Source organism: Enterobacter cloacae complex sp. IR5412, assembly GCF_049237385.1.
Taxonomy (GTDB): Bacteria; Pseudomonadota; Gammaproteobacteria; order Enterobacterales; family Enterobacteriaceae; genus Enterobacter; species Enterobacter intestinihominis.
In genome coordinates, this window is the sequence record NZ_JBMKHQ010000021.1 from 1 (window position 1) to 20,928 (window position 20,928).

Consider the following 20,928-nt stretch of genomic DNA (forward strand, 5'->3'; position numbering starts at 1 on the left):
ACCACCGCCGTATGTTCCCCTCACCCTAACCCTCTCCCCGGAGGGGCGAGGGGATTGCTCAGTGCTCGCATTAATTTGTGGGGAACCCTCAGCCCTGTGGGAGAGGGTTGGGGTGAGGGCATCAAGCCGCACATTTTACAGCTTCGCAAATACCTTACGCGCTGCGTCGATGGTGTTATTGATATCTTCTTCGCTGTGCGCCACGGACATAAAGCCCGCTTCAAACGCTGACGGGGCAAGATACACGCCTTCTTCCAGCATCAGGTGGAAGAAGCATTTGAAGCGTTCCACGTCGCATTTCACCACGTCCTGATAGCAGGTCACGGTTTTCGCATCGGTGAAGAAAATCCCGAACATCCCGCCCACGTGGTTCACCACCAGTGGAATACCCGCATCTTCTGCGGCTTCCAGCAAACCGTTTGCCAGTTGCGTCGTCCGGTCCGTCAAGGTTTCGTGGATACCCGGCTGCGCCACTTCGGTCAGACAGGCAAAGCCCGCCGCCATCGCAATCGGGTTACCGGAGAGCGTACCCGCCTGGTAAACCGGACCGGTTGGCGCCAGCGCGTCCATGACGTCCTTACGCCCGCCAAACGCGCCGACAGGCATGCCGCCGCCAATGATTTTGCCGAGGCAGGTCAGATCCGGCTCCACGCCGTAGTATGACTGCGCCCCCGCCAGCGCCACGCGGAAGCCGGTCATCACTTCGTCGATGATCAGCAGCGCGCCGAACTCATCGCACAGGGCGCGCAGGCCCGGCAGGAAATCCGGCTGCGGTGGGATACAGTTCATGTTGCCCGCAACTGGCTCAACGATGATGCAGGCGATCTCCTGCGGATACTGCTCGAACGCGGCGCGAACGGTGCTCAGGTCGTTATAGGTGCAGGTCAACGTGTGTTTCGCGAAATCAGCCGGCACCCCCGGAGAGTTTGGCTGTCCGAGGGTCAGCGCGCCGGAACCGGCTTTCACCAGCAGACAGTCGGCATGGCCGTGATAACAACCTTCGAACTTGATGATCTTGTCACGGCCGGTAAAACCGCGCGCCAGACGGATAGCGCTCATGGTCGCTTCGGTACCGGAGTTCACCATACGCACCATGTCCATCGTTGGCACCAGTTCGGTGACCAACTCCGCCATTTTGACTTCCATCTCGGTTGGCGCACCGAAGCTCAGGCCGCGCTGAGCGGCTTCAATCACCGCGTTGCGGATCGCCGGGTGGTTATGCCCCAGTACCATCGGACCCCAGGAACCGACGTAATCGACATAGGCTTTACCATCCACATCATACAGATATGCGCCATCCGCACGTTCGATAAACAGCGGGGTGCCACCCACGCCGGTAAAGGCGCGCACGGGTGAGTTTACGCCGCCTGGGATTAGCTCGCGGGCTGCGCTGTAGAGGTTTTCAGACTTGCTCATGGCGTCGTTCCTGGTTCGTAGAAATGAGTTAAGGCAACTATTCTAAGTGATTCGGAAGAGGTTATAAAATTTTTGCCCCATAGAAGGCTTAACAATTGTTAAGTATTTTTCAGGGGACGAGGGGATTGTCTCTGGTAGAATCCCTGCGGCCTTTTGTATGACGAAACAGAACAGGTAATGAACGAGAACACGCCTTCTTTTGAACAACAACAGTTTACGCGCGCGAAGCACCGGGTCAGTATCCGGCGACTGCTCAACCGTGACAAAACCCCGTTAGCCATTCTGGTGGCAGCCGCCGTTGTGGGCACGCTGGCCGGGCTGGTAGGCGTCGCGTTTGAGAAAGCCGTCAATGCGGTGCTCAACTGGCGCATAGGTACCGTCGCCAGCTTCGCGGATCGTGAATGGCTGGTCTGGGTGTGGGCCTTTGGCCTTTCGGCGCTGTTTGCCATGGTGGGCTATTTTCTGGTGCGTAAATTCGCACCTGAAGCAGGCGGCTCGGGGATCCCTGAAATTGAGGGGGCGCTGGAAGAGCTACGCCCGGTTCGCTGGTGGCGCGTGCTTCCTGTGAAATTTATCGGCGGGATGGGAACGCTCGGGGCGGGCATGGTGCTCGGTCGGGAAGGACCAACGGTACAGCTGGGCGGTAACGTCGGGCGCATGGTCGGCGATCTGTTCCGTATGCGCAGCGCCGAAGCGCGCCATACGCTGCTGGCAACGGGGGCGGCGGCCGGGCTGTCTGCCGCGTTTAACGCGCCGCTGGCAGGTATCCTGTTTATCATTGAAGAGATGCGCGCCCAGTTCCGCTACAACCTGATCTCCATTAAAGCGGTGTTTACCGGCGTGATTATGTCGAGCATTGTCTTTCGCGTCTTTAACGGCGAAGGGGCGGTGATTGAAGTTGGCAAGCTAACTAATGCGCCGGTCAATACTTTGTGGCTGTATCTGATTCTTGGGATGATTTTTGGCGTCGTTGGCCCGCTTTTTAACACCCTGATTTTACGGGCGCAGGATATGTTTCAGCGCATCCATGGCGGAAATACCACGAAATGGGTGCTGGTGGGGGGCCTGCTTGGTGGCGTGTGCGGGATCCTCGGTTTTATCGAACCGAATGCGGCGGGCGGCGGTTTCGGTCTGATTCCCATTGCCGCGGCGGGGAATTTCAGCGTAGGCCTGCTGCTGTTTATGTTTATTTCACGCGTCATCACCACGGTATTGTGCTTCTCCTCTGGTGCCCCGGGCGGCATTTTCGCCCCGATGCTGGCGCTGGGGACGCTGCTGGGTACGGCGTTCGGGATGGCGGCGGCGGCAGGCTTCCCGGCCTACCATCTGGATGCGGGGACGTTTGCGGTTGCGGGAATGGGGGCGCTGCTGGCGGCCTCCCTGCGTGCGCCGCTGACCGGGATCGTGCTGGTGCTGGAAATGACCGACAATTACCAGCTCATTTTGCCAATGATCATTACCTGCCTCGGCGCGACACTATTAGCCCAATTCCTGGGTGGAAAACCGCTATACTCCACCATTCTTGCCCGTACCCTGGCGAAACAGGAAGCTGAACAGGCCCTGAAGCAGAATACTTGAATGAATTACCAGGGTATTAGATAATGACAAAAAGAATTGGGTGATTTTTACCCAATAGCAGTCGCAGTATTCATGGGAGCATAAGATGAGTGATGACGTAGCGTTGCCGCTGGAATTTACCGAAGCAGCAGCGAAAAAAGTGAAAACCCTGATTGCCGACGAGGACAATCCGGATCTGAAACTGCGTGTTTATATTACCGGCGGCGGCTGTAGTGGCTTCCAGTATGGTTTTACCTTTGACGACCAGGTTAACGATGGTGATATGACTATCGAGAAACAGGGCGTCGCGCTGGTGGTTGATCCGATGAGCCTGCAATATCTGGTGGGCGGTTCAGTGGACTACACTGAAGGTCTGGAAGGTTCGCGCTTTGTGGTGACTAACCCGAATGCGACCAGCACCTGCGGGTGTGGTTCTTCATTCAGTATTTAACCTGAATGCAAATTGTAGGCCCGGTAAGCGAAGCGCCACCGGGCTTATAAACGATACCTATCTTGAATTTTCATCCAGTGCAAACGTCGGCAGCTTCAGGTGCCAGCGTATCGCCGCTAAACGGATCACCAGCGTTACCACCATCCCCAGCATCGCCGCGTTTTCCAGCGGGACAGCAAAGGTGTAATACGCCGTGGCGTGAACAATCCCCCCGATGATACAGGCCGTCGCGTAGATTTCCGTTCGCAGGATCATCGGGACTTCTCGCGCCAGAATGTCGCGAATAATCCCTCCGCCCACGCCGGTCAACACGCCCATACAGATCGCCACCAGCGGGCCAGTCCCGGCAATAAAGGCTTTATTCACGCCTATTCCCACAAAGACCGCCAGACCGACGGCATCCAGCACCGGCAATATCCATTTTGGTAGTCTGCGAGGCTGACGAACCAGCACGATGGTTAACAGGCAGGTGACCATCGCCACCACCAGATCCGTTGGATCTTTTACCCAGAATACCGGGCCGTTTGCCAGCGCCATATCGCGAATCGTTCCGCCGCCTACCGCCGTAACGACGCCGAGCACCAGTACGCCAAAAGGATCCATGCGTAGTTTTCCGGCAAGCAAAACGCCGGAGATAGCAAAAACGGCTGTGCCAAGAATATCCAGCCAATACACGAGCATCGTTAAATCCTCGAATAGGGTATTTATCTGTTTGAGTGACTCTCTGCCAGTTCGGCGCAGAGTTGTTTTGCGGCGAGGATAATACGCGGGCTGGCGCGTTCAAACCAGTCGCTGTTGAGTGCGATGACCGGAATTTTAAGCTGCCGATGCCAGAATTGTTCTATTTTAGGAATCTCGCTCGCATTTCCGACCACCACAATGGCCTGCGGTTGTCGCGCCAGAACCTGCTCACGACTGACCTGCGGCCAGGGGACCCGGCTTTCGGCAAAGATATTTTCACCTCCACAGATCTCAAGCACCTGGTTCTGGATCGAACCTTTCCCGGTAGTGAACAGCGGCTGGCTGCCAAATTGCAGAAAAACGCGTTGTTTCGGTTGCGTGCCGTATCGGGTTTTTAGCGCAGCATAGTCGTTGAGCATCTGCTGTGCAGCGTGCTCGGCGCGTTGGGGGGTAGGGCTGAAGGGCGCGAGGTCACGGAGGGTTTGCGCCACCTGTTCGATGCTCACCGCATCTACCCATTTTACCGTTATTCCCAGCGAAGAGAGCTGGTTCACCTGTCGTTCGGCATTACCACCGCGCCAGGCAAGAACCAGATCGGGCTTCAGCGCCACGATGCGTTCCAGGTTCATTCCCTGCCAGGTGGCAACCTGTTCGAGATGGGCGGCCTGCGGTGGATAATCGGAAAAGCTGCTCACCGCAACGGGCGTAATCCCGGCGGCAAACGCCAGTTCCGTATTGGCAGGGGAGAGTGTGATCACCCGCGGCGCGGCGATGAGCCAGGCCGGGGCGAGCAGAAGCAGGGCGACCAGCGCCCTGAATGACACCTTACCCACGCGCCAGTTTCTGCACCAGGGTTTCCACCATCACGGTGGACTGTTTGGCCGCAACGGCCAGGAACTCGTCGAAGCTGATGTGGGACTGCTGGTCCGCCACGTCAGAGATCGCGCGAACGACCACGAACGGCACGCTGAAGTTATGGCACACGTGCGCAATGGCCGTGGCTTCCATCTCAACGGCCACAGCCTGCGGGAAGTTATGACGGATTTTCGCCAGACCAACAGAGCCGTTGATAAAGGCATCGCCGCTGACGATCAGGCCACGCACCGCATTGAGGTTCAGCTCGTTAATGCAGCTTTCAGCGGCGGCAATCAGCTTATCATCCGCTTTAAACCCGGCCGGGCAGCCCGGAAGCTGACCATATTCGTAGCCGAATGCGGTGACATCTGCATCGTGGTAACGCGCTTCGTCGGAAACCACGATATCGCCCACTTTCAGCGTCGGCGCCAGACCGCCCGCCGAACCTGTATTAATGATAACGTCAGGCTTGCAGCGCTCAAGCAGCAGGGTCGCGCCCAGTGCCGCTGCAACTTTACCGATGCCTGATTTCAGCAGAGCCACGTCAACGCCGTTCAGCTGGCCGGTGTAGATCTCACAGCCACCAAGGGAGAGGGTCTGACGGTTCTCAATTTTGTCACGCAGCAGCGTAACTTCTTCTTCCATTGCACCAATAATGCCGATTTTCATAGATTTACTCGCGATGTGCCTTGTTAAGATGCATAGTCTATCATGCGGTTAAGGGGAAACGCATTCTCACGCGGGGGAGCACATGGCACCAATCGATTTTCGCACCAAAATTAACTGGCACCGACGTTTCCGTTCGCCACAGGGCGATAAGAGCGAACATGAGATCCTGCGCATTTTTGAAAGCGATCGCGGACGCATCATCAATTCGCCCGCCATCCGCCGGTTACAGCAAAAAACCCAGGTGTTCCCGCTGGAGCGTAACGCCGCGGTGCGTACGCGGTTAACGCACTCCATGGAAGTGCAGCAGGTGGGGCGCTACATTGCAAAAGAGATCCTCAGCCGTCTCAAAGAGCAACGTCTGCTGGAAACCTACGGGCTGGATGAACTGACCGGGCCGTTCGAAAGCATCGTTGAGATGGCCTGCCTGATGCACGATATCGGCAATCCTCCCTTTGGTCATTTCGGCGAGGCCGCCATCAATGACTGGTTTAAACAGCGGCTTTTTCCCTCTGACGCCATAAGCCAGCCGCTCAGCGATGACCGCTGTGTGGTACGCGATTTACGCCTGCGTGAGGGCGAAGATAGCCTGAACGATCTGCGCCGCAAGGTGCGTCAGGATCTGTGTCATTTCGAAGGTAACGCGCAGGGGATCCGTCTGGTGCACTCCCTGATGCGCATGAATCTGACCTGGGCGCAGGTGGGCTGTATTCTCAAATACACGCGTCCCGCGTGGTGGATGGGGGAAACGCCTGCCACCCATAGCTACCTGATGAAAAAACCGGGCTATTACCTGTCGGAAGAAGCGTACATTGAACGGTTGCGTAAAGAACTTTCGCTAACGCCGAATGGCCGTTTTCCATTGACGTGGATTATGGAAGCGGCTGATGACATTTCTTATTGCGTGGCCGATCTGGAAGACGCAGTGGAAAAAAGAATATTCAGCGTCGAGGAGCTGTATCAGCATCTTCACGATGCCTGGGGAGAGCATGAAAAAGGTTCTCTGTTTGCACAGGTCGTCGAGAATGCCTGGGATAAATCGCGTTCAAATTCGCTGAGCCGCAGTACCGAAGATCAGTTCTTTATGTATTTGCGGGTCAATACGCTGAATAAACTGGTGCCGTATGCGGCCGCCCGTTTCATTGATAATTTGCCGATGATATTTAGCGGGGAATTTAATCACGCCCTGCTGGAAGATGAGAGCAGTTTTAGTCAGCTGCTTGAATTATATAAAAACGTGGCTGTTCGCCATGTTTTCAGCCACCCGGATGTCGAACAGCTGGAGCTGCAAGGATACCGGGTTATCAGCGGTTTGCTGGAAATTTATGGCCCGCTGCTCCAGCTGATGGTCGATGAGTTTTGCGAGCTGGTCGAAAATGAACGTGTTCGCCGCCTGCCGATTGAATCTCGTCTCTATCAGAAGCTTTCAACCCGTCACCGGCTGGCATACATTGAGGCCGTCAGTAAAATAGATCGTCATTCTTCCCAATGGCCAGTCATGGAATATTATTATCGCTGTCGTCTTATCCAGGACTATATCAGCGGGATGACAGATTTGTATGCCTGGGATGAATACCGCAAGCTTATGGCCGTTGAATAAGCCATGAGTTTTGTAAAGACGACCAATAAATTTTTACTTTTTCCATAAACTTAATCCCGGAACTAAGCGGTATAAAACGAATCTGAGTTACACAGCAATTTTGCGTTATCTGGTAAATCGAGATTGAGAAACATGAAAAAAACCACATTAGCAATGAGTGCACTGGCTCTGAGTTTAGGTTTAGCGTTGTCCCCTCTGGCGACGGCGGCCGAGACAGCTTCCTCGGCAGCGACTGCACAGCAGATGCCAAGCCTGGCCCCGATGCTCGAAAAAGTGATGCCATCGGTGGTGAGTATTAACGTTGAGGGCAGCACAACCGTCAATACGCCGCGTATGCCGCGTAATTTCCAGCAGTTCTTCGGCGACAATTCGCCATTCTGCCAGGACGGTTCGCCATTCCAGAGCTCCCCGTTCTGTCAGGGCGGCGGCGCAGGGGATGACGGTCAGGGCGGCGGCCAGCAGCAGAAATTCATGGCACTCGGCTCGGGCGTTATTATTGATGCAGCGAAAGGCTACGTGGTGACCAATAACCACGTGGTAGATAATGCTAACACCATTAAGGTTCAGATGAGCGATGGCCGTAAATTCGATGCCAAAGTGGTCGGTAAAGACCCGCGCTCCGATATCGCACTGATTCAAATTCAGGATCCGAAGAACCTGACGGCGATTAAGCTTGCCGACTCTGACGCGCTGCGCGTGGGTGACTACACTGTCGCCATCGGTAACCCGTTTGGTCTGGGCGAAACCGTGACCTCGGGTATCGTCTCCGCGCTGGGACGTAGCGGCCTGAATGCGGAAAACTATGAAAACTTCATCCAGACGGATGCGGCCATTAACCGCGGTAACTCCGGCGGTGCGCTGGTTAACCTGAACGGTGAACTGATCGGTATCAACACCGCTATCCTGGCACCGGACGGTGGCAACATCGGTATCGGCTTTGCTATCCCGAGCAACATGGTGAAAAACCTGACTGCGCAGATGGTGCAATATGGACAGGTGAAACGCGGTGAGCTGGGTATCATGGGGACCGAGCTGAACTCCGAGCTGGCGAAAGCGATGAAAGTGGACGCTCAGCGCGGCGCATTCGTGAGCCAGGTCATGCCGAACTCTTCAGCGGCGAAAGCCGGCATTAAAGCGGGTGACGTGATCACCTCTCTGAACGGTAAACCGATCAGCAGCTTTGCCGCCCTGCGTGCGGAAGTGGGTTCTATGCCAATCGGCAGTAAAGTGACCCTCGGCCTGCTGCGTGAAGGTAAGCCAGTTAACGTGAGCCTGGAACTGCAACAGAGCAGTCAGAATCAGGTGGATTCCAGCACCATCTTCAGCGGTATTGAAGGTGCTGAGATGAGCAACAAAGGGGCAGATAAAGGCGTGGTGGTGAACAACGTGAAAGCGAACTCACCTGCTGCCCGTATCGGCCTGAAAAAAGGTGATGTGATCATGGGCGCTAACCAGCAGCCGGTGAAAAACATCGCTGAACTGCGCAAAATTCTCGACAGCAAGCCGTCCGTGCTGGCACTGAATATTCAGCGTGGTGATACCTCTATTTATCTCCTGATGCAGTAATCTTCTTAAGCCCCTGTTCGCAGGGGCTTTCTCTTTTCTGTGACCTTTCCCACAACTCCATACATCTCTCTCTGCCTTTGGGCATCTGCACAATGCAGCCTTAGCTGAACTTCCCTATGCTTGAGCTCTGCTCACGGGAGGGTTATATGGCTGGCTGGCATCTTGATACCAAAATGGCGCAGGATATCGTGGCGCGCACCATGCGAATCATCGATACCAATATCAACGTAATGGACGCCCGAGGGCGCATTATCGGCAGCGGCGATCGTGAGCGTATTGGTGAATTGCACGAAGGGGCGTTGCTGGTGCTCTCTCAGGGGCGCGTGGTCGACATTGATGACGCCGTGGCGAAACATCTGCACGGGGTCCGTCAGGGGATCAACCTGCCGCTGCGTCTGGAAGGAGAGATTGTTGGCGTTATCGGTCTGACCGGCGATCCTGAATCGCTGCGTAAATACGGCGAGCTGGTCTGCATGACGGCGGAGATGATGCTGGAGCAGTCGCGTCTGATGCACCTGCTCGCCCAGGACAGCCGCCTGCGTGAAGAGCTGGTGATGAATTTGATCCAGGCGGAGGAGCACACGCCTGCCCTGAGCGAGTGGGCGCAGCGTCTGGGTATCGACCTGAATCAGCCGCGCGTGGTCGCCGTTATTGAGGTGGATAGCGGCCAGCTTGGCGTGGACAGCGCCATGGTGGAGCTACAGCAGCTGCAAAATATGCTGGCGACGCCGGAGCGTAACAACCTGGTGGCAATCGTCTCTTTGACGGAAATGGTGGTGCTCAAGCCTGCGCTTAATCAGTTTGGCCGCTGGGACGCGGAAGATCATCGTCGCCGCGTTGAGCTGCTCATCGAGCGCATGAAGGAGAACGGACAGCTCCGTTTTCGCGTCGCGCTGGGAAATTACTTTACCGGGCCGGGAAGTATCGCCCGTTCATGGCGAACGGCGCGCACTACCATGATGGTGGGTAAACAGCGCATGCCGGAGAGCCGCAGTTATTTCTATCAGGATCTGATGCTGCCGGTTCTGCTCGACAGCCTGCGCGGCGGCTGGCAGGCCAACGAGCTGGCGCGCCCGCTGGTGCGTCTGAAAGCGATGGACAACAACGGGCTGCTGCGCCGTACGTTGCAGGCGTGGTTCCGGCATAACGTGCAGCCGCTGGCAACGTCAAAAGCGCTGTTTATTCACCGTAATACGCTGGAGTATAGGTTAAACCGGATCTCGGAACTGACGGGGCTGGATTTAGGGAATTTTGACGACCGGCTACTGCTGTATGTGGCGTTGCAGCTGGATGAACAAAGATGATGCTTTTTGCCGGGTGGCGGCTTCGCCTTACCCGGCCTACATGCGTTCGTAGGCCCGGTAAGCGAAGCGCCACCGGGCAATAAAACGGCTCATTTGTTACGCGTCAATTTCTCAAGATCAGCTTCAATTTCGCTGATCTTATGGGTAACAACACTTTCCAGGTGACGCAGGTCGTCGAGGATCTTACGTTTCAGATCGACCTCGCTGCGATCGCGCTGGCAGATTTGATCGAGTTCGTCGATAACGTAGCGCAGGTTAGGGCTGATTTCCTGTACTTCTTTATATCCCTGACCGATACCGTCAGCGACAACGGTCTTACGCTGGCGTGGGTATTTAAATTTCACGCTTTTGGCGAAGAACTCTCCTTTGTCCTTGTGAAAATAGATTTTCAAAATATCGTTATTGGCTTCCTGGCGGAGACTATAACGATCAATTTCATCAGGATTGGTAATGCCCAGACTTTTCAGATTATCGTACATAGCGGTACCCTTGATCTCAACATAACCTATGAATAATTAACGAAAAAATCTATTTTCGCCACCTTCGGATATAAAAAAAGCGGGGTTGCCCCCGCTTTTTGTTATACCCGATTAATCGATGGTGCGCAGCAGTTCATTGATGCCCACTTTACCGCGCGTTTTCGCATCCACTTTTTTCACGATGACCGCGCAGTACAGGCTGTATTTGCCATCTTTAGACGGCAGGTTGCCGGAAACCACAACGGAACCGGCTGGAACGCGGCCGTAGTGAATTTCACCGGTTTCGCGATCGTAAATACGGGTGCTCTGGCCAATGTACACGCCCATGGAGATCACAGAACCTTCTTCGACGATCACGCCTTCAACCACTTCGGAACGTGCGCCGATGAAGCAGTTGTCTTCGATGATGGTTGGGTTAGCCTGAAGTGGCTCCAGAACGCCACCAATGCCGACGCCGCCGGACAGGTGAACATTTTTACCGATCTGCGCGCAGGAGCCGACGGTAGCCCAGGTGTCCACCATGGTGCCTTCGTCAACGTAGGCGCCGATGTTCACGTAGGATGGCATCAGCACGGTGTTGCGTGCGATGTATGCACCCTGACGAACGGCTGCCGGTGGTACTACGCGGAAGCCCTCTTTCTGGAAGCGCGCTTCGTCGTAATCCGCAAATTTCATTGGCACTTTATCGAAGTAGCGGCTTTCTGCTCCGTCGATAACCTGGTTATCGTTGATACGGAAAGAGAGCAGCACAGCTTTCTTCAGCCATTGATGAGTAACCCACTGACCGTCGATTTTTTCTGCCACGCGCAGCGCGCCGGAATCCAGCAGGGAAATAACCTGGTTTACCGCTTCACGGGTCACGGTATCCACATTTGCCGGAGTGATGTCGGCGCGACGCTCAAAAGCGGACTCAATAACGTTCTGTAACTGCTGCATTGTTTACTCTTTCCATTTCACTAAAAAACACGTCACCCTTTATCGTTTGGATTGAGGGCTGCTGTCAACCGTTGTTGCACTTCAAGTTGCAGGTCATTATTAAGGGCACGCCGGTCGGCCGTCGCGATTATAAATAAATCTTCTACTCGTTCGCCAATGGTTGTAATTCGGGCGCCGTGAAGCGAAATTCCCAGATCGGCAAAAACCTGGCCGACGCGGGCGAGCAGCCCTGGCTGGTCGAGCGCAATCAGCTCAAGGAACGATTTACGGTCGGTATGGGTCGGCAGGAAATTGACCTCGGTATCGACGGTAAAGTGGCGCAGTTTTGCTGGCTGACGTCGCGGCTGCGGAGGTTGCCAGCTGCGCTGCGTAATCGCCTGCTCGAGGCCAAAGCGTATCCCCTCATGCCTGTCCGACGACAGCGGGCTGCCATCCGGCTCCAGTACAATAAAGGTGTCCATCGCCATGCCGTCGCGGGTGGTAAAAATCTGCGCGTCGTGAACGCTCAGGTTACGCCTGTCCAGTTCGGCGCAGACCGCCGCAAACAAATAAGGCCGGTCCGGGCTCCAGATAAAGATCTCCGTTCCGCCACGCGTGGCCTGCGGGCTGAGCAGAATCATTGGTTTCGTCAGGTCGTGCTTCAGCAGATGCCGGGCGTGCCAGGCAAGCTGGTTTGGGCTGTGGCGCACAAAGTAGTTGGCGCGACAGCGCGCCCAAATCTGATGTAGTGCCTCTTCGTTAATGTTATCCATGCGCAACAGGGCAAGCGCCTGCAACTGGTGGTGGCGCACGCGCTCGCGCATATCCGGGGTGTTCTGCATCCCGCGACGCAGCTGTTTTTCGGTGGCGAAGTACAGTTCGCGCAGCAGGCTCTGCTTCCAGCTGTTCCACAGGGTTTCGTTGGTAGCGCAGATATCGGCTACCGTCAGGCAGACCAGGTAGCGCAGGCGGTTCTCCGTTTGCACTTCCTCGGCGAACTGCTTGATCACTTCCGGATCCTGAATATCACGACGCTGAGCGGTAACCGACATCAGCAGATGATGGCGAACCAGCCAGGCAATAAGCTGCGTCTCACGTGAGTTCAGGCCGTGCAGCTCGGCAAATTTCAGCACGTCCTGGGCACCGAGTACGGAGTGGTCGCCGCCGCGACCTTTGGCGATATCATGGAACAGGGCGGCGATCAGGATCAGTTCCGGGTGAGAGAGGCGTGGCCACAAATCAACGCACAGCGGATGGCGGGATCGCGTCTCTTCTCTGGCAAAACTTTCCAGCTTCAGCATGACGCGGATCGTGTGCTCATCCACCGTATAGGCGTGAAACAGGTCGAACTGCATCTGCCCGACAATATGCGACCACTGTGGCATATAGGCCCACAATACACTGTGTCGGTGCATCGGCAGCAGACCGCGGCTGACGGCGCCCGGATGACGAAGCATGCTCAGGAATAGCGAGCGCGCCTCCGGGATGTAACACAGCGGCTGCTTCAGATGACGCCGCGCATGGCGTAAATGGCGAAGGGTAGTGGAGTAGATCCCGGTGATCGTGCTGTTGCGCACCATGGTATAGAACATTCGCAGGATCGCTTCCGGCTCGCGGATGAACAGCGTTTCGTCGCGAAGATCGATCAGCGTGCCGCGCAGCTGAAATTCGTCATCAATCGGACGCGGTTTTTCGTCTGCCGTCAGCGCGAGGATCGCCTCATCGAACAGCTGTAACAGCATCTGGTTCAGCTCAGAGACGCGGCGAGTGACGCGGAAGAAATCCTTCATCATTTGCTCGACCGGCTCGTTGCCCTCGCCCTGGTAATTCAGGCGCTGCGCCACGCTAAGCTGCCGGTCAAACAGCAGGCGGTTATCGTAGCGGGTGACCTCCAGGTGCAGCGCAAAACGGATGCGCCAGAGCAGATGCAGGCACTCGTTGAGTTCGTTACGTTCGGCTTCGGTCAGAAAACCAAAACCGACCATTTCGTCCAGCGAGGTGGCCCCAAAATGGCGACGGGCGACCCATTGCAGCGTGTGGATATCGCGCAGGCCACCGGGGCTGCTTTTAATATCCGGTTCGAGATTATAGCTGGTGCCGTGATAGCGCTGGTGGCGCTGGTTTTGTTCTTCGACTTTCGCGGCGAAGAATTTTTCTGAAGGCCAGAAGCCGTCGCTAAAGATGTGCTTTTGCAGTTCGAGGAACAGCGCCACGTCGCCAATCAGCAGGCGGGTTTCAATTAAATTGGTGGCGACGGTCAGGTCAGATAACCCTTCCAGCAGACACTCTTCCAGCGTGCGCACGCTGTGACCCACTTCCAGCTTCACGTCCCAGAGCAGGGTCAACAGCTCACCGATTTTCTGCGCCCGATCGTCCGGCAGTTTTTTACGGCTTAAGATTAGCAGGTCGATATCAGAGAGCGGATGCAGTTCACCCCGGCCATATCCGCCGACAGCAACCAGCGCGACGTCGCTCACCTGCCCGAAACCGTAGTCGATCCACAGACGTTGCAGGAGCTGGTCGATAAATTCGGTGCGCGCTTCAATGAGCTGTTCGGCTGAGACGCCTGCATCAAATGCGCTACCCAGCCAGCGATGGAAAACCGCCATATGGGATTTGATATGTGCGCAGGTCAGCTCATGCGGTGGCCAGACGCCCGGGTTGTCAGGCTGGTCGGGGAGGGTGGGAAGTGCTGTGTTAGCATACTGTTCGGGTAAGAGATTACTCATCGTGCGCCACCCATAAGAAAAAGCTATCGCCATTAAAAAAGCCGGCATTCGCCGGCTTCTTATCACTCAATGTTCGTCAGTATCGCCGGGATGGTGTCATCCTTGCGCAACGTCATAATTTCGCAGCCGTTGTCTGTAACCACAATAGTATGCTCGTACTGGGCAGACAAGCTTCTGTCTTTGGTTTTTACCGTCCAGCCATCTTTCATGGTACGGATGCGGTAATCGCCCGCGTTGACCATTGGCTCAATAGTGAAGGTCATGCCCTTTTGCAGCACTACGCCACCGTCGTCTGCATCATAGTGCAGAACTTGCGGTTCTTCATGGAACACACGACCAATACCGTGACCGCAATATTCACGCACCACGGAGAAACCTTCCGCTTCCACAAACTTCTGGATTGCGGCGCCGATGGTGCGCAGGCGGATGCCTGGCTTCACCATTTTCAGCGCCAGGTAGAGGCTGTCCTGGGTGACTTTACACAGGCGCTCGCCCAGAATCGTTGGCTTGCCAACGATGAACATCTTAGAGGTGTCACCGTGGTAGTCGTCTTTAATGACGGTCACGTCGATGTTGACGATATCGCCATCTTTCAGCAGCTTCTCGTCATCCGGAATGCCGTGGCAAACCACTTCATTGATAGAGATGCAGACGGATTTTGGAAAACCGTGATAGCCAAGGCAGGCGGAGACCGCGTGCTGCTCGTTGACGATATAGTCGTTACAGATGCGATCCAGTTCGCCAGTGCTGACGCCCGGTTTCACAAACGGTTCGATCATTTCCAGCACGTCAGCGGCCAGACGACCGGCGACGCGCATCTTTTCAATTTCTTCAGGTGTCTTAATAGAGATAGCCATGTAATCTGTCCATCGGTGTCGATTTTTTCGACAATACTAGTGTAAGTGTTGTCAATGGTATCAGTCAGGCGCACCCCGTGCCAAATTGAGAATCATTAACAGCACACTCCGCCAACAATTATTGGTTTCTGGCCGTGTTTTGTGATATAAAGCGCGCCGGACTTCCGATCCATCTCAGATACACAGGCTGGACGGGAGCGACAAATCTCACTTTGTGTAACAACACACACGTATCGGCACATATTCCGGGGTGCCCTTCGGGGTCGGTAATATGGGATACGTGGAGGCATAACCCCAACTTTCAATATAGAGGTTTTAAACATGGCAACTGTTTCCATGCGCGACATGCTCAAGGCTGGTGTTCACTTCGGTCACCAGACCCGTTACTGGAACCCGAAAATGAAGCCTTTCATCTTCGGCGCACGTAACAAAGTTCACATCATCAACCTTGAGAAGACTGTACCAATGTTCAACGAAGCCCTGGCTGAGCTGAGCAAGATCTCTTCCCGTAAAGGTAAGATTCTGTTCGTTGGTACTAAGCGCGCTGCAAGCGAAGCTGTGAAAGATGCTGCTAACAGCTGCGACCAGTTCTTCGTGAACCATCGCTGGTTGGGCGGCATGCTGACCAACTGGAAAACTGTTCGTCAGTCCATCAAGCGCCTGAAAGATCTGGAAACCCAGTCTCAGGACGGTACTTTCGATAAGCTGACTAAGAAAGAAGCGCTGATGCGCACTCGTGAACTGGACAAGCTGGAAAACAGCCTGGGCGGTATCAAAGATATGGGCGGCCTGCCAGACGCGCTGTTCGTAATCGATGCAGACCACGAGCACATCGCAATCAAAGAAGCTAACAACCTGGGTATCCCGGTATTCGCTATCGTTGATACCAACTCCGATCCGGACGGTGTTGACTTCGTTATCCCGGGTAACGACGACGCAATCCGTGCTGTTAGCCTGTACCTGAGCGCTGTAGCTGCTACCGTTCGTGAAGGCCGTTCCCAGGATCTGGCTTCTCAGGCGGAAGAAAGCTTCGTAGAAGCTGAATAATAAGGTTTTACCCCTTATTAGTACCGTGTATGAATAGGGGCCCATTATCGGCCCCTTTTTTCAATTTATACTGTTTGGCTCCCGGCCGGGCAGTTCACATCTCCCGAGGATTTAAGAATGGCTGAAATTACCGCATCCCTGGTAAAAGAGCTGCGTGAGCGTACTGGCGCAGGCATGATGGATTGCAAAAAAGCGCTGACCGAAGCGAACGGCGACATCGAGCTGGCAATCGAAAACATGCGTAAATCCGGTGCGATCAAAGCAGCTAAGAAAGCAGGCAACGTTGCTGCTGACGGCGTGATCATCACCAAAATCGACGGCAACTACGGCATCATTCTGGAAGTTAACTGCCAGACTGACTTCGTTGCTAAAGATGCTGGTTTCCAGGCATTTGCTAACAAAGTTCTGGACGCAGCGGTTGCAGGCAAAATCACTGACGTTGAAGTGCTGAAAGCACAGTTCGAAGAAGAGCGTGTTGCGCTGGTTGCTAAAATCGGTGAGAACATCAACATCCGTCGCGTATCTTCCCTGGAAGGCGATGTTCTGGGCTCTTACCAGCACGGCGCGCGTATCGGTGTTCTGGTTGCGGCTAAAGGCGCTGACGAAGAGCTGGTTAAACAGCTGGCAATGCACATCGCTGCAAGCAAACCAGAATTCGTTAAGCCAGAAGACGTGTCTGCTGAAGTGGTAGAGAAAGAGTACCAGGTTCAGCTGGACATCGCGATGCAGTCTGGTAAGCCAAAAGAAATCGCAGAGAAAATGGTTGAAGGCCGCATGAAGAAATTCACCGGCGAAGTTTCTCTGACTGGCCAGCCTTTCGTAATGGATCCAAGCAAGTCTGTTGCTCAGCTGCTGAAAGAGCACAACGCTGACGTGACTGGCTTCATCCGCTTCGAAGTGGGCGAAGGCATCGAGAAAGTTGAGACTGACTTCGCAGCAGAAGTTGCTGCCATGTCCAAGCAGTCTTAATGATTGAAAAGGAGCCGCCTGAGGGCGGCTTCTTTTTGTCACCCGTCTCACGAAATCAGACAGGCTCCAGTATCGCTGTGCTGATTTGCGACATATCATGTCGCCAGAATTAACCCCATCTTAATCGTTGACAGTCTCAGGAAAGAAACATGGCTACCAATGCAAAACCCGTGTACAAACGCATTCTGCTTAAGCTGAGTGGCGAAGCGCTGCAAGGATCGGAAGGCTTCGGTATTGACGCAAGCATCCTTGATCGCATGGCACAGGAAATCAAAGAACTGGTCGAACTGGGTATTCAGGTTGGCGTGGTCATTGGCGGTGGCAACCTTTTCCGTGGTGCTGGTCTGGCGAAAGCGGGGATGAACCGCGTAGTGGGCGACCACATGGGGATGCTGGCAACCGTGATGAATGGCCTGGCGATGCGTGATGCGCTTCATCGCGCCTATGTGAACGCTCGCCTGATGTCCGCTATTCCTTTGAATGGCGTATGCGATAACTACAGCTGGGCAGAGGCTATCAGCCTGCTGCGCAACAACCGCGTGGTGATCCTCTCCGCCGGTACGGGTAACCCGTTCTTTACCACCGATTCCGCAGCCTGCCTGCGCGGTATCGAAATCGAAGCCGATGTGGTGCTGAAAGCGACCAAAGTAGATGGCGTGTTTACTGCCGACCCGGCAAAAGATCCTTCAGCGACCATGTACGATCAGCTGAGCTACAGCGAAGTGCTGGATAAAGAGCTGAAAGTGATGGATCTTGCCGCCTTCACGCTGGCTCGCGACCATAAACTGCCGATCCGTGTTTTCAACATGAACAAGCCTGGCGCGCTGCGTCGCGTCGTGATGGGCGAAAAAGAAGGCACTTTGATCACGGAATAATTTCCGTCGGCGATAAATACAGGTAAGATTCCGCTTTACTTTGTAGTGGTATCTTACCTGGACGCGCCTTTGGCGCTGTCATGAATTAAACGCGACTATACTTAGCACACCTGTAGCGCTGTGCTGGCGGATAGTCTGCCTGAGACAAGTTTTCAAGGATTCGTATCGTGATTAACGACATCAGAAAAGATGCTGAAGTACGCATGGACAAATGCGTAGAAGCGTTCAAAAACCAAATCAGCAAAATCCGTACTGGCCGTGCTTCCCCAAGCCTGCTGGATGGCATCATCGTAGAATACTACGGTACGCCTACGCCACTGCGTCAGCTGGCGAGCGTGACGGTAGAAGATACCCGTACCCTGAAAATCAACGTGTTCGATCGCTCAATGAGCCCGGCCGTTGAAAAAGCGATCATGGCATCTGACCTGGGTCTGAACCCAAGCTCAGCGGGCGCGGATATTCGCGTTCCACTGCCTCCGCTGACGGAAGAGCGTCGTAAAGACCTGATCAAAGTCGTTCGCGGTGAAGCAGAGCAGGGTCGCGTTTCCGTGCGTAACGTGCGTCGCGATGCGAACGATAAAGTGAAAGCCCTGCTGAAAGAAAAAGAGATCAGCGAAGACGACGATCGTCGTTCTCAGGACGACATTCAGAAAATGACCGACGCGGCGATCAAGAAAATTGATGCGGCGCTGGCAGAAAAAGAAGCGGAACTGATGCAGTTCTGATTTTCGCTATACACTGATAAACGCCGTTCAGAAGGACATTGAGTCTTGCTGGCGGCGTTTTGCTTTTATCTGGTCTAACTTTTGGGCATCTCATGAAGCATCTCACTCTCCTCGGCTCGACCGGCTCTATCGGTTGCAGCACTCTCGACGTCGTACGTCATAATCCCGACAGCTACACCGTGACCGCACTTGTGGCCGGAAAAAACGTGCAGCGAATGGTCGAACAGTGCATGGAGTTTACCCCTCGTTTTGCGGTGATGGATGATGAAGAGAGCGCCCGCCAGGTGAAAGCGCTGTTGCAGGAGAAGGGCTGTCGTACCGAAGTGCTCAGCGGGCAACAGGCGGCTTGCGATATGGCCTCGCTTGATGAAGTTGATCAGGTAATGGCGGCAATCGTCGGGGCGGCGGGTCTTCTGCCGACGCTTGCCGCTATTGATGCGGGAAAAGATGTTCTGCTTGCAAATAAAGAGTCGCTGGTCACCTGCGGACGCCTTTTTATGGAGGCGGTAAAACAGCGTGGGGCGCGTCTTTTGCCGGTCGATAGCGAGCACAACGCGATTTTTCAGAGTTTACCCCAACCTTTTCAACAAAACCTGGGGTACGCTGACCTGGAGCAGAATGGCGTTGTGTCGATTCTGCTTACCGGGTCTGGTGGCCCGTTCCGTGAAACGCCACTGTCTGAATTGAGCGCAATGACGCCGGATCAGGCGTGTCGTCATCCGAATTGGTCAATGGGGCGTAAGATCTCTGTCGATTCGGCCACCATGATGAACAAAGGTCTGGAATACATTGAAGCTCGCTGGCTGTTCAATGCGTCGGCGAAACAGATGGAAGTGCTGATCCACCCGCAGTCGGTGATTCACTCGATGGTGCGCTATCAGGACGGCAGCGTGCTGGCCCAGTTGGGCGAGCCGGATATGCGTACGCCTATTGCTCATACGATGGCGTGGCCAAACCGCGTAAAATCGGGCGTTAAGCCTCTCGATTTTTGCAAGCTGAGTTCACTGACGTTTAGCGAGCCTGATTACGACCGTTATCCCTGCCTGAAACTGGCGATGACGGCCTTCGATCAGGGGCAGGCGGCGACAACGGCGCTTAATGCAGCCAATGAAGTGACCGTTGAAGCATTCCTGAATCAGCAGATCCGCTTTACTGATATCGCCGCGTTGAATTTATCCGTGCTGGAGATGATGGATTTGCGTGAGCCGCAGAGTGTGGAAGAGGTGCTGGCCGTGGATGAACAGGCACGTATTGTTGCGCGTAAACAGGTGACACGTCTCGCAAGCTGGTGATAAAGCAAGCACTAGTCGTCGTGCTATTTGTTAGCGTTGGGCTTCAGTGATATAGTCTGCGCCACCTGATCGCAGGTATTTGGCTTTAAGTGGTCAGGTAAGCCGTGGTATGACACGGCTTTTTTATGTATAGGCTTCAGTATTCCTGTGTACCGTTAAATCCTTTCAGGGACTAAAAACGCGTTATGTTGTCTGCGAATCAACCAATAAGCGAAAACTTGCCAGCACATGGCTGTCGCCATGTTGCAATCATCATGGATGGCAATGGCCGCTGGGCGAAAAGACAAGGGAAGATACGAGCCTTTGGGCATAAAGCCGGGGCGAAATCTGTTCGCCGCGCCGTTTCTTTTGCCGCCAATAACGGCATTGATGCGTTAACGCTCTATGCTTTTAGCAGTGAAAACTGGAATCGACCTGCGCAAGAAGTGACTGCGTTGATGGAACTGTTCGTGTGGGCGCTCGATAGTGAAGTAAAAAGCCTGCACCGCCACAACGTCCGCTTGCGTATTATTGGCGAAACCAGTCGTTTTAACTCACGTTTGCAGGAACGGATTCGCAAAGCTGAAGCGCTGACGGAAAATAATACCGGCCTGACGCTCAATATCGCGGCGAATTACGGTGGACGCTGGGATATTATCCAGGGGGTTCGGCATTTGGCTGAGCAGGTTCAGGAAGGGCTGTTAAGACCCGACCAGATTGATGAAGAGGCGCTGAGTCAGCAAATCTGCATGAATGAACTGGCTCCCGTGGATTTGGTTATAAGGACAGGGGGGGAGCATCGCATAAGTAACTTTTTGCTGTGGCAAATTGCCTACGCTGAACTTTACTTTACGGATGTTCTTTGGCCAGATTTTGATGAACAAGACTTTGAAGGTGCGCTGCATGCCTTTGCCAATCGAGAGCGTCGTTTCGGCGGCACCGAGCCTGGTGGCGATAACGCCTGA

Annotated in this window: 19 protein-coding genes; 11 read left to right on the forward strand and 8 right to left on the reverse strand. The window is 54.6% G+C overall.

The annotated features are described in order from the left end of the window. Window positions 1-135: 135 nt before the first annotated feature. Complete coding sequence (gene hemL / locus ACOTX2_RS23380) at window positions 136-1,416, reverse strand: glutamate-1-semialdehyde 2,1-aminomutase (protein ID WP_063148456.1); 1,281 nt, start codon at window positions 1,414-1,416, stop codon at window positions 136-138. A 177-nt stretch (window positions 1,417-1,593) separates the two neighbouring features. Here hemL and clcA point away from each other — a divergent pair, with 177 nt between their 5' ends. Next, the gene (clcA, locus tag ACOTX2_RS23385; RefSeq protein ID WP_022647097.1) at window positions 1,594-2,994 is read left to right on the forward strand and encodes a H(+)/Cl(-) exchange transporter ClcA; all 1,401 of its coding nucleotides are present in this window, start codon (window positions 1,594-1,596) and stop codon (window positions 2,992-2,994) included. Between the two features lie 85 nt (window positions 2,995-3,079). Next, window positions 3,080-3,424 carry an iron-sulfur cluster insertion protein ErpA gene (erpA, locus tag ACOTX2_RS23390; protein WP_003856230.1) on the forward strand — a complete coding sequence of 115 codons (345 nt, stop codon included), beginning with the start codon at window positions 3,080-3,082 and terminating at the stop codon, window positions 3,422-3,424. Between the two features lie 57 nt (window positions 3,425-3,481). Here erpA and ACOTX2_RS23395 read toward each other — a convergent pair whose 3' ends face one another. From ACOTX2_RS23395 to mtnN, 3 genes are read right to left on the reverse strand one after another with little or no spacing between them, the layout of a single operon-like run. Beyond that, window positions 3,482-4,105 (reverse strand): TRIC cation channel family protein, encoded by a 624-nt coding sequence (locus ACOTX2_RS23395; RefSeq protein ID WP_003856227.1) that lies wholly within the window; start codon window positions 4,103-4,105, stop codon window positions 3,482-3,484. A 23-nt stretch (window positions 4,106-4,128) separates the two neighbouring features. Next, window positions 4,129-4,938, reverse strand: coding sequence for a vitamin B12 ABC transporter substrate-binding protein BtuF (btuF, locus tag ACOTX2_RS23400; protein WP_023299362.1), 810 nt, complete (start codon window positions 4,936-4,938; stop codon window positions 4,129-4,131). Beyond that, window positions 4,931-5,629 (reverse strand): 5'-methylthioadenosine/S-adenosylhomocysteine nucleosidase, encoded by a 699-nt coding sequence (gene mtnN, locus ACOTX2_RS23405; protein ID WP_003856223.1) that lies wholly within the window; start codon window positions 5,627-5,629, stop codon window positions 4,931-4,933. Before mtnN ends, btuF begins: the two co-directional genes overlap by 8 nt. An 82-nt stretch (window positions 5,630-5,711) precedes the next feature. Between mtnN and dgt the strand changes: the two genes are divergently transcribed. The 3 genes from dgt (at window position 5,712) to ACOTX2_RS23420 (ending at window position 10,096) form a co-directional block, all read left to right on the forward strand. Next, window positions 5,712-7,226, forward strand: a complete 1,515-nt coding sequence (dgt, locus tag ACOTX2_RS23410) for a dGTPase (RefSeq protein WP_032625565.1) — start codon at window positions 5,712-5,714, stop codon at window positions 7,224-7,226. Between the two features lie 132 nt (window positions 7,227-7,358). Then, on the forward strand, window positions 7,359-8,792 hold the full coding sequence (degP, locus tag ACOTX2_RS23415; RefSeq protein WP_022647101.1) for a serine endoprotease DegP: 1,434 nt from the start codon (window positions 7,359-7,361) through the stop codon (window positions 8,790-8,792). Window positions 8,793-8,938: 146 nt separating this feature from the next. Continuing rightward, the gene (locus ACOTX2_RS23420) at window positions 8,939-10,096 is read left to right on the forward strand and encodes a CdaR family transcriptional regulator (RefSeq protein ID WP_003856217.1); all 1,158 of its coding nucleotides are present in this window, start codon (window positions 8,939-8,941) and stop codon (window positions 10,094-10,096) included. Between the two features lie 89 nt (window positions 10,097-10,185). Here the strand turns inward: ACOTX2_RS23420 and ACOTX2_RS23425 are convergent, their stop codons facing one another. From ACOTX2_RS23425 to map, 4 genes are all read right to left on the reverse strand, one after another. Beyond that, window positions 10,186-10,575 (reverse strand): DUF3461 family protein, encoded by a 390-nt coding sequence (locus ACOTX2_RS23425; RefSeq protein ID WP_022647102.1) that lies wholly within the window; start codon window positions 10,573-10,575, stop codon window positions 10,186-10,188. Between the two features lie 111 nt (window positions 10,576-10,686). Then, window positions 10,687-11,511: a 2,3,4,5-tetrahydropyridine-2,6-dicarboxylate N-succinyltransferase gene (gene dapD, locus ACOTX2_RS23430; protein ID WP_023299365.1), complete on the reverse strand. Its 825-nt coding sequence runs from the start codon at window positions 11,509-11,511 to the stop codon at window positions 10,687-10,689. Window positions 11,512-11,543: 32 nt separating this feature from the next. After that, entirely contained in the window at window positions 11,544-14,219 is a 2,676-nt protein-coding gene (gene glnD, locus ACOTX2_RS23435; RefSeq protein ID WP_032676702.1) for a bifunctional uridylyltransferase/uridylyl-removing protein GlnD, read from the reverse strand. 62 nt (window positions 14,220-14,281) lie between these two features. After that, the gene (gene map / locus ACOTX2_RS23440; RefSeq protein ID WP_022647104.1) at window positions 14,282-15,076 is read right to left on the reverse strand and encodes a type I methionyl aminopeptidase; all 795 of its coding nucleotides are present in this window, start codon (window positions 15,074-15,076) and stop codon (window positions 14,282-14,284) included. 321 nt (window positions 15,077-15,397) lie between these two features. Here map and rpsB point away from each other — a divergent pair, with 321 nt between their 5' ends. The 6 genes from rpsB to ispU all read left to right on the forward strand — a co-directional run bounded on the left by rpsB (window position 15,398) and on the right by ispU (window position 20,928). Then, window positions 15,398-16,123: a 30S ribosomal protein S2 gene (rpsB, locus tag ACOTX2_RS23445; protein ID WP_022647105.1), complete on the forward strand. Its 726-nt coding sequence runs from the start codon at window positions 15,398-15,400 to the stop codon at window positions 16,121-16,123. Between the two features lie 117 nt (window positions 16,124-16,240). Then, complete coding sequence (gene tsf / locus ACOTX2_RS23450; RefSeq protein ID WP_015572722.1) at window positions 16,241-17,092, forward strand: translation elongation factor Ts; 852 nt, start codon at window positions 16,241-16,243, stop codon at window positions 17,090-17,092. A 149-nt stretch (window positions 17,093-17,241) separates the two neighbouring features. Continuing rightward, a complete protein-coding gene (gene pyrH, locus ACOTX2_RS23455; RefSeq protein WP_008501910.1) occupies window positions 17,242-17,967 on the forward strand; it encodes a UMP kinase in 726 nt (241 codons plus the stop codon). 167 nt (window positions 17,968-18,134) lie between these two features. Then, window positions 18,135-18,692: a ribosome recycling factor gene (frr, locus tag ACOTX2_RS23460; RefSeq protein WP_003856180.1), complete on the forward strand. Its 558-nt coding sequence runs from the start codon at window positions 18,135-18,137 to the stop codon at window positions 18,690-18,692. A 92-nt stretch (window positions 18,693-18,784) separates the two neighbouring features. Next, complete coding sequence (gene ispC, locus ACOTX2_RS23465) at window positions 18,785-19,984, forward strand: 1-deoxy-D-xylulose-5-phosphate reductoisomerase (RefSeq protein WP_023299367.1); 1,200 nt, start codon at window positions 18,785-18,787, stop codon at window positions 19,982-19,984. Between the two features lie 185 nt (window positions 19,985-20,169). Beyond that, window positions 20,170-20,928: a (2E,6E)-farnesyl-diphosphate-specific ditrans,polycis-undecaprenyl-diphosphate synthase gene (ispU, locus tag ACOTX2_RS23470; RefSeq protein ID WP_003856176.1), complete on the forward strand. Its 759-nt coding sequence runs from the start codon at window positions 20,170-20,172 to the stop codon at window positions 20,926-20,928.

Bases quoted from the DNA above. Each gene is read 5' to 3' on its own strand.
- ispC (WP_023299367.1), top strand. From the start codon at position 18,785: ATGAAGCATCTCACTCTCCTCGGCTCGACCGGCTCTATCGGTTGCAGC.
- pyrH (WP_008501910.1), top strand. From the start codon at position 17,242: ATGGCTACCAATGCAAAACCCGTGTACAAACGCATTCTGCTTAAGCTG.
- erpA (WP_003856230.1), top strand. From the start codon at position 3,080: ATGAGTGATGACGTAGCGTTGCCGCTGGAATTTACCGAAGCAGCAGCG.
- mtnN (WP_003856223.1), bottom strand. From the start codon at position 5,629: ATGAAAATCGGCATTATTGGTGCAATGGAAGAAGAAGTTACGCTGCTG.
- map (WP_022647104.1), bottom strand. From the start codon at position 15,076: ATGGCTATCTCTATTAAGACACCTGAAGAAATTGAAAAGATGCGCGTC.
- dgt (WP_032625565.1), top strand. From the start codon at position 5,712: ATGGCACCAATCGATTTTCGCACCAAAATTAACTGGCACCGACGTTTC.
- ACOTX2_RS23395 (WP_003856227.1), bottom strand. From the start codon at position 4,105: ATGCTCGTGTATTGGCTGGATATTCTTGGCACAGCCGTTTTTGCTATC.
- clcA (WP_022647097.1), top strand. From the start codon at position 1,594: ATGAACGAGAACACGCCTTCTTTTGAACAACAACAGTTTACGCGCGCG.
- ACOTX2_RS23425 (WP_022647102.1), bottom strand. From the start codon at position 10,575: ATGTACGATAATCTGAAAAGTCTGGGCATTACCAATCCTGATGAAATT.
- rpsB (WP_022647105.1), top strand. From the start codon at position 15,398: ATGGCAACTGTTTCCATGCGCGACATGCTCAAGGCTGGTGTTCACTTC.
- hemL (WP_063148456.1), bottom strand. From the start codon at position 1,416: ATGAGCAAGTCTGAAAACCTCTACAGCGCAGCCCGCGAGCTAATCCCA.
- ispU (WP_003856176.1), top strand. From the start codon at position 20,170: ATGTTGTCTGCGAATCAACCAATAAGCGAAAACTTGCCAGCACATGGC.
- dapD (WP_023299365.1), bottom strand. From the start codon at position 11,511: ATGCAGCAGTTACAGAACGTTATTGAGTCCGCTTTTGAGCGTCGCGCC.
- degP (WP_022647101.1), top strand. From the start codon at position 7,359: ATGAAAAAAACCACATTAGCAATGAGTGCACTGGCTCTGAGTTTAGGT.
- tsf (WP_015572722.1), top strand. From the start codon at position 16,241: ATGGCTGAAATTACCGCATCCCTGGTAAAAGAGCTGCGTGAGCGTACT.
- ACOTX2_RS23420 (WP_003856217.1), top strand. From the start codon at position 8,939: ATGGCTGGCTGGCATCTTGATACCAAAATGGCGCAGGATATCGTGGCG.
- glnD (WP_032676702.1), bottom strand. From the start codon at position 14,219: ATGAGTAATCTCTTACCCGAACAGTATGCTAACACAGCACTTCCCACC.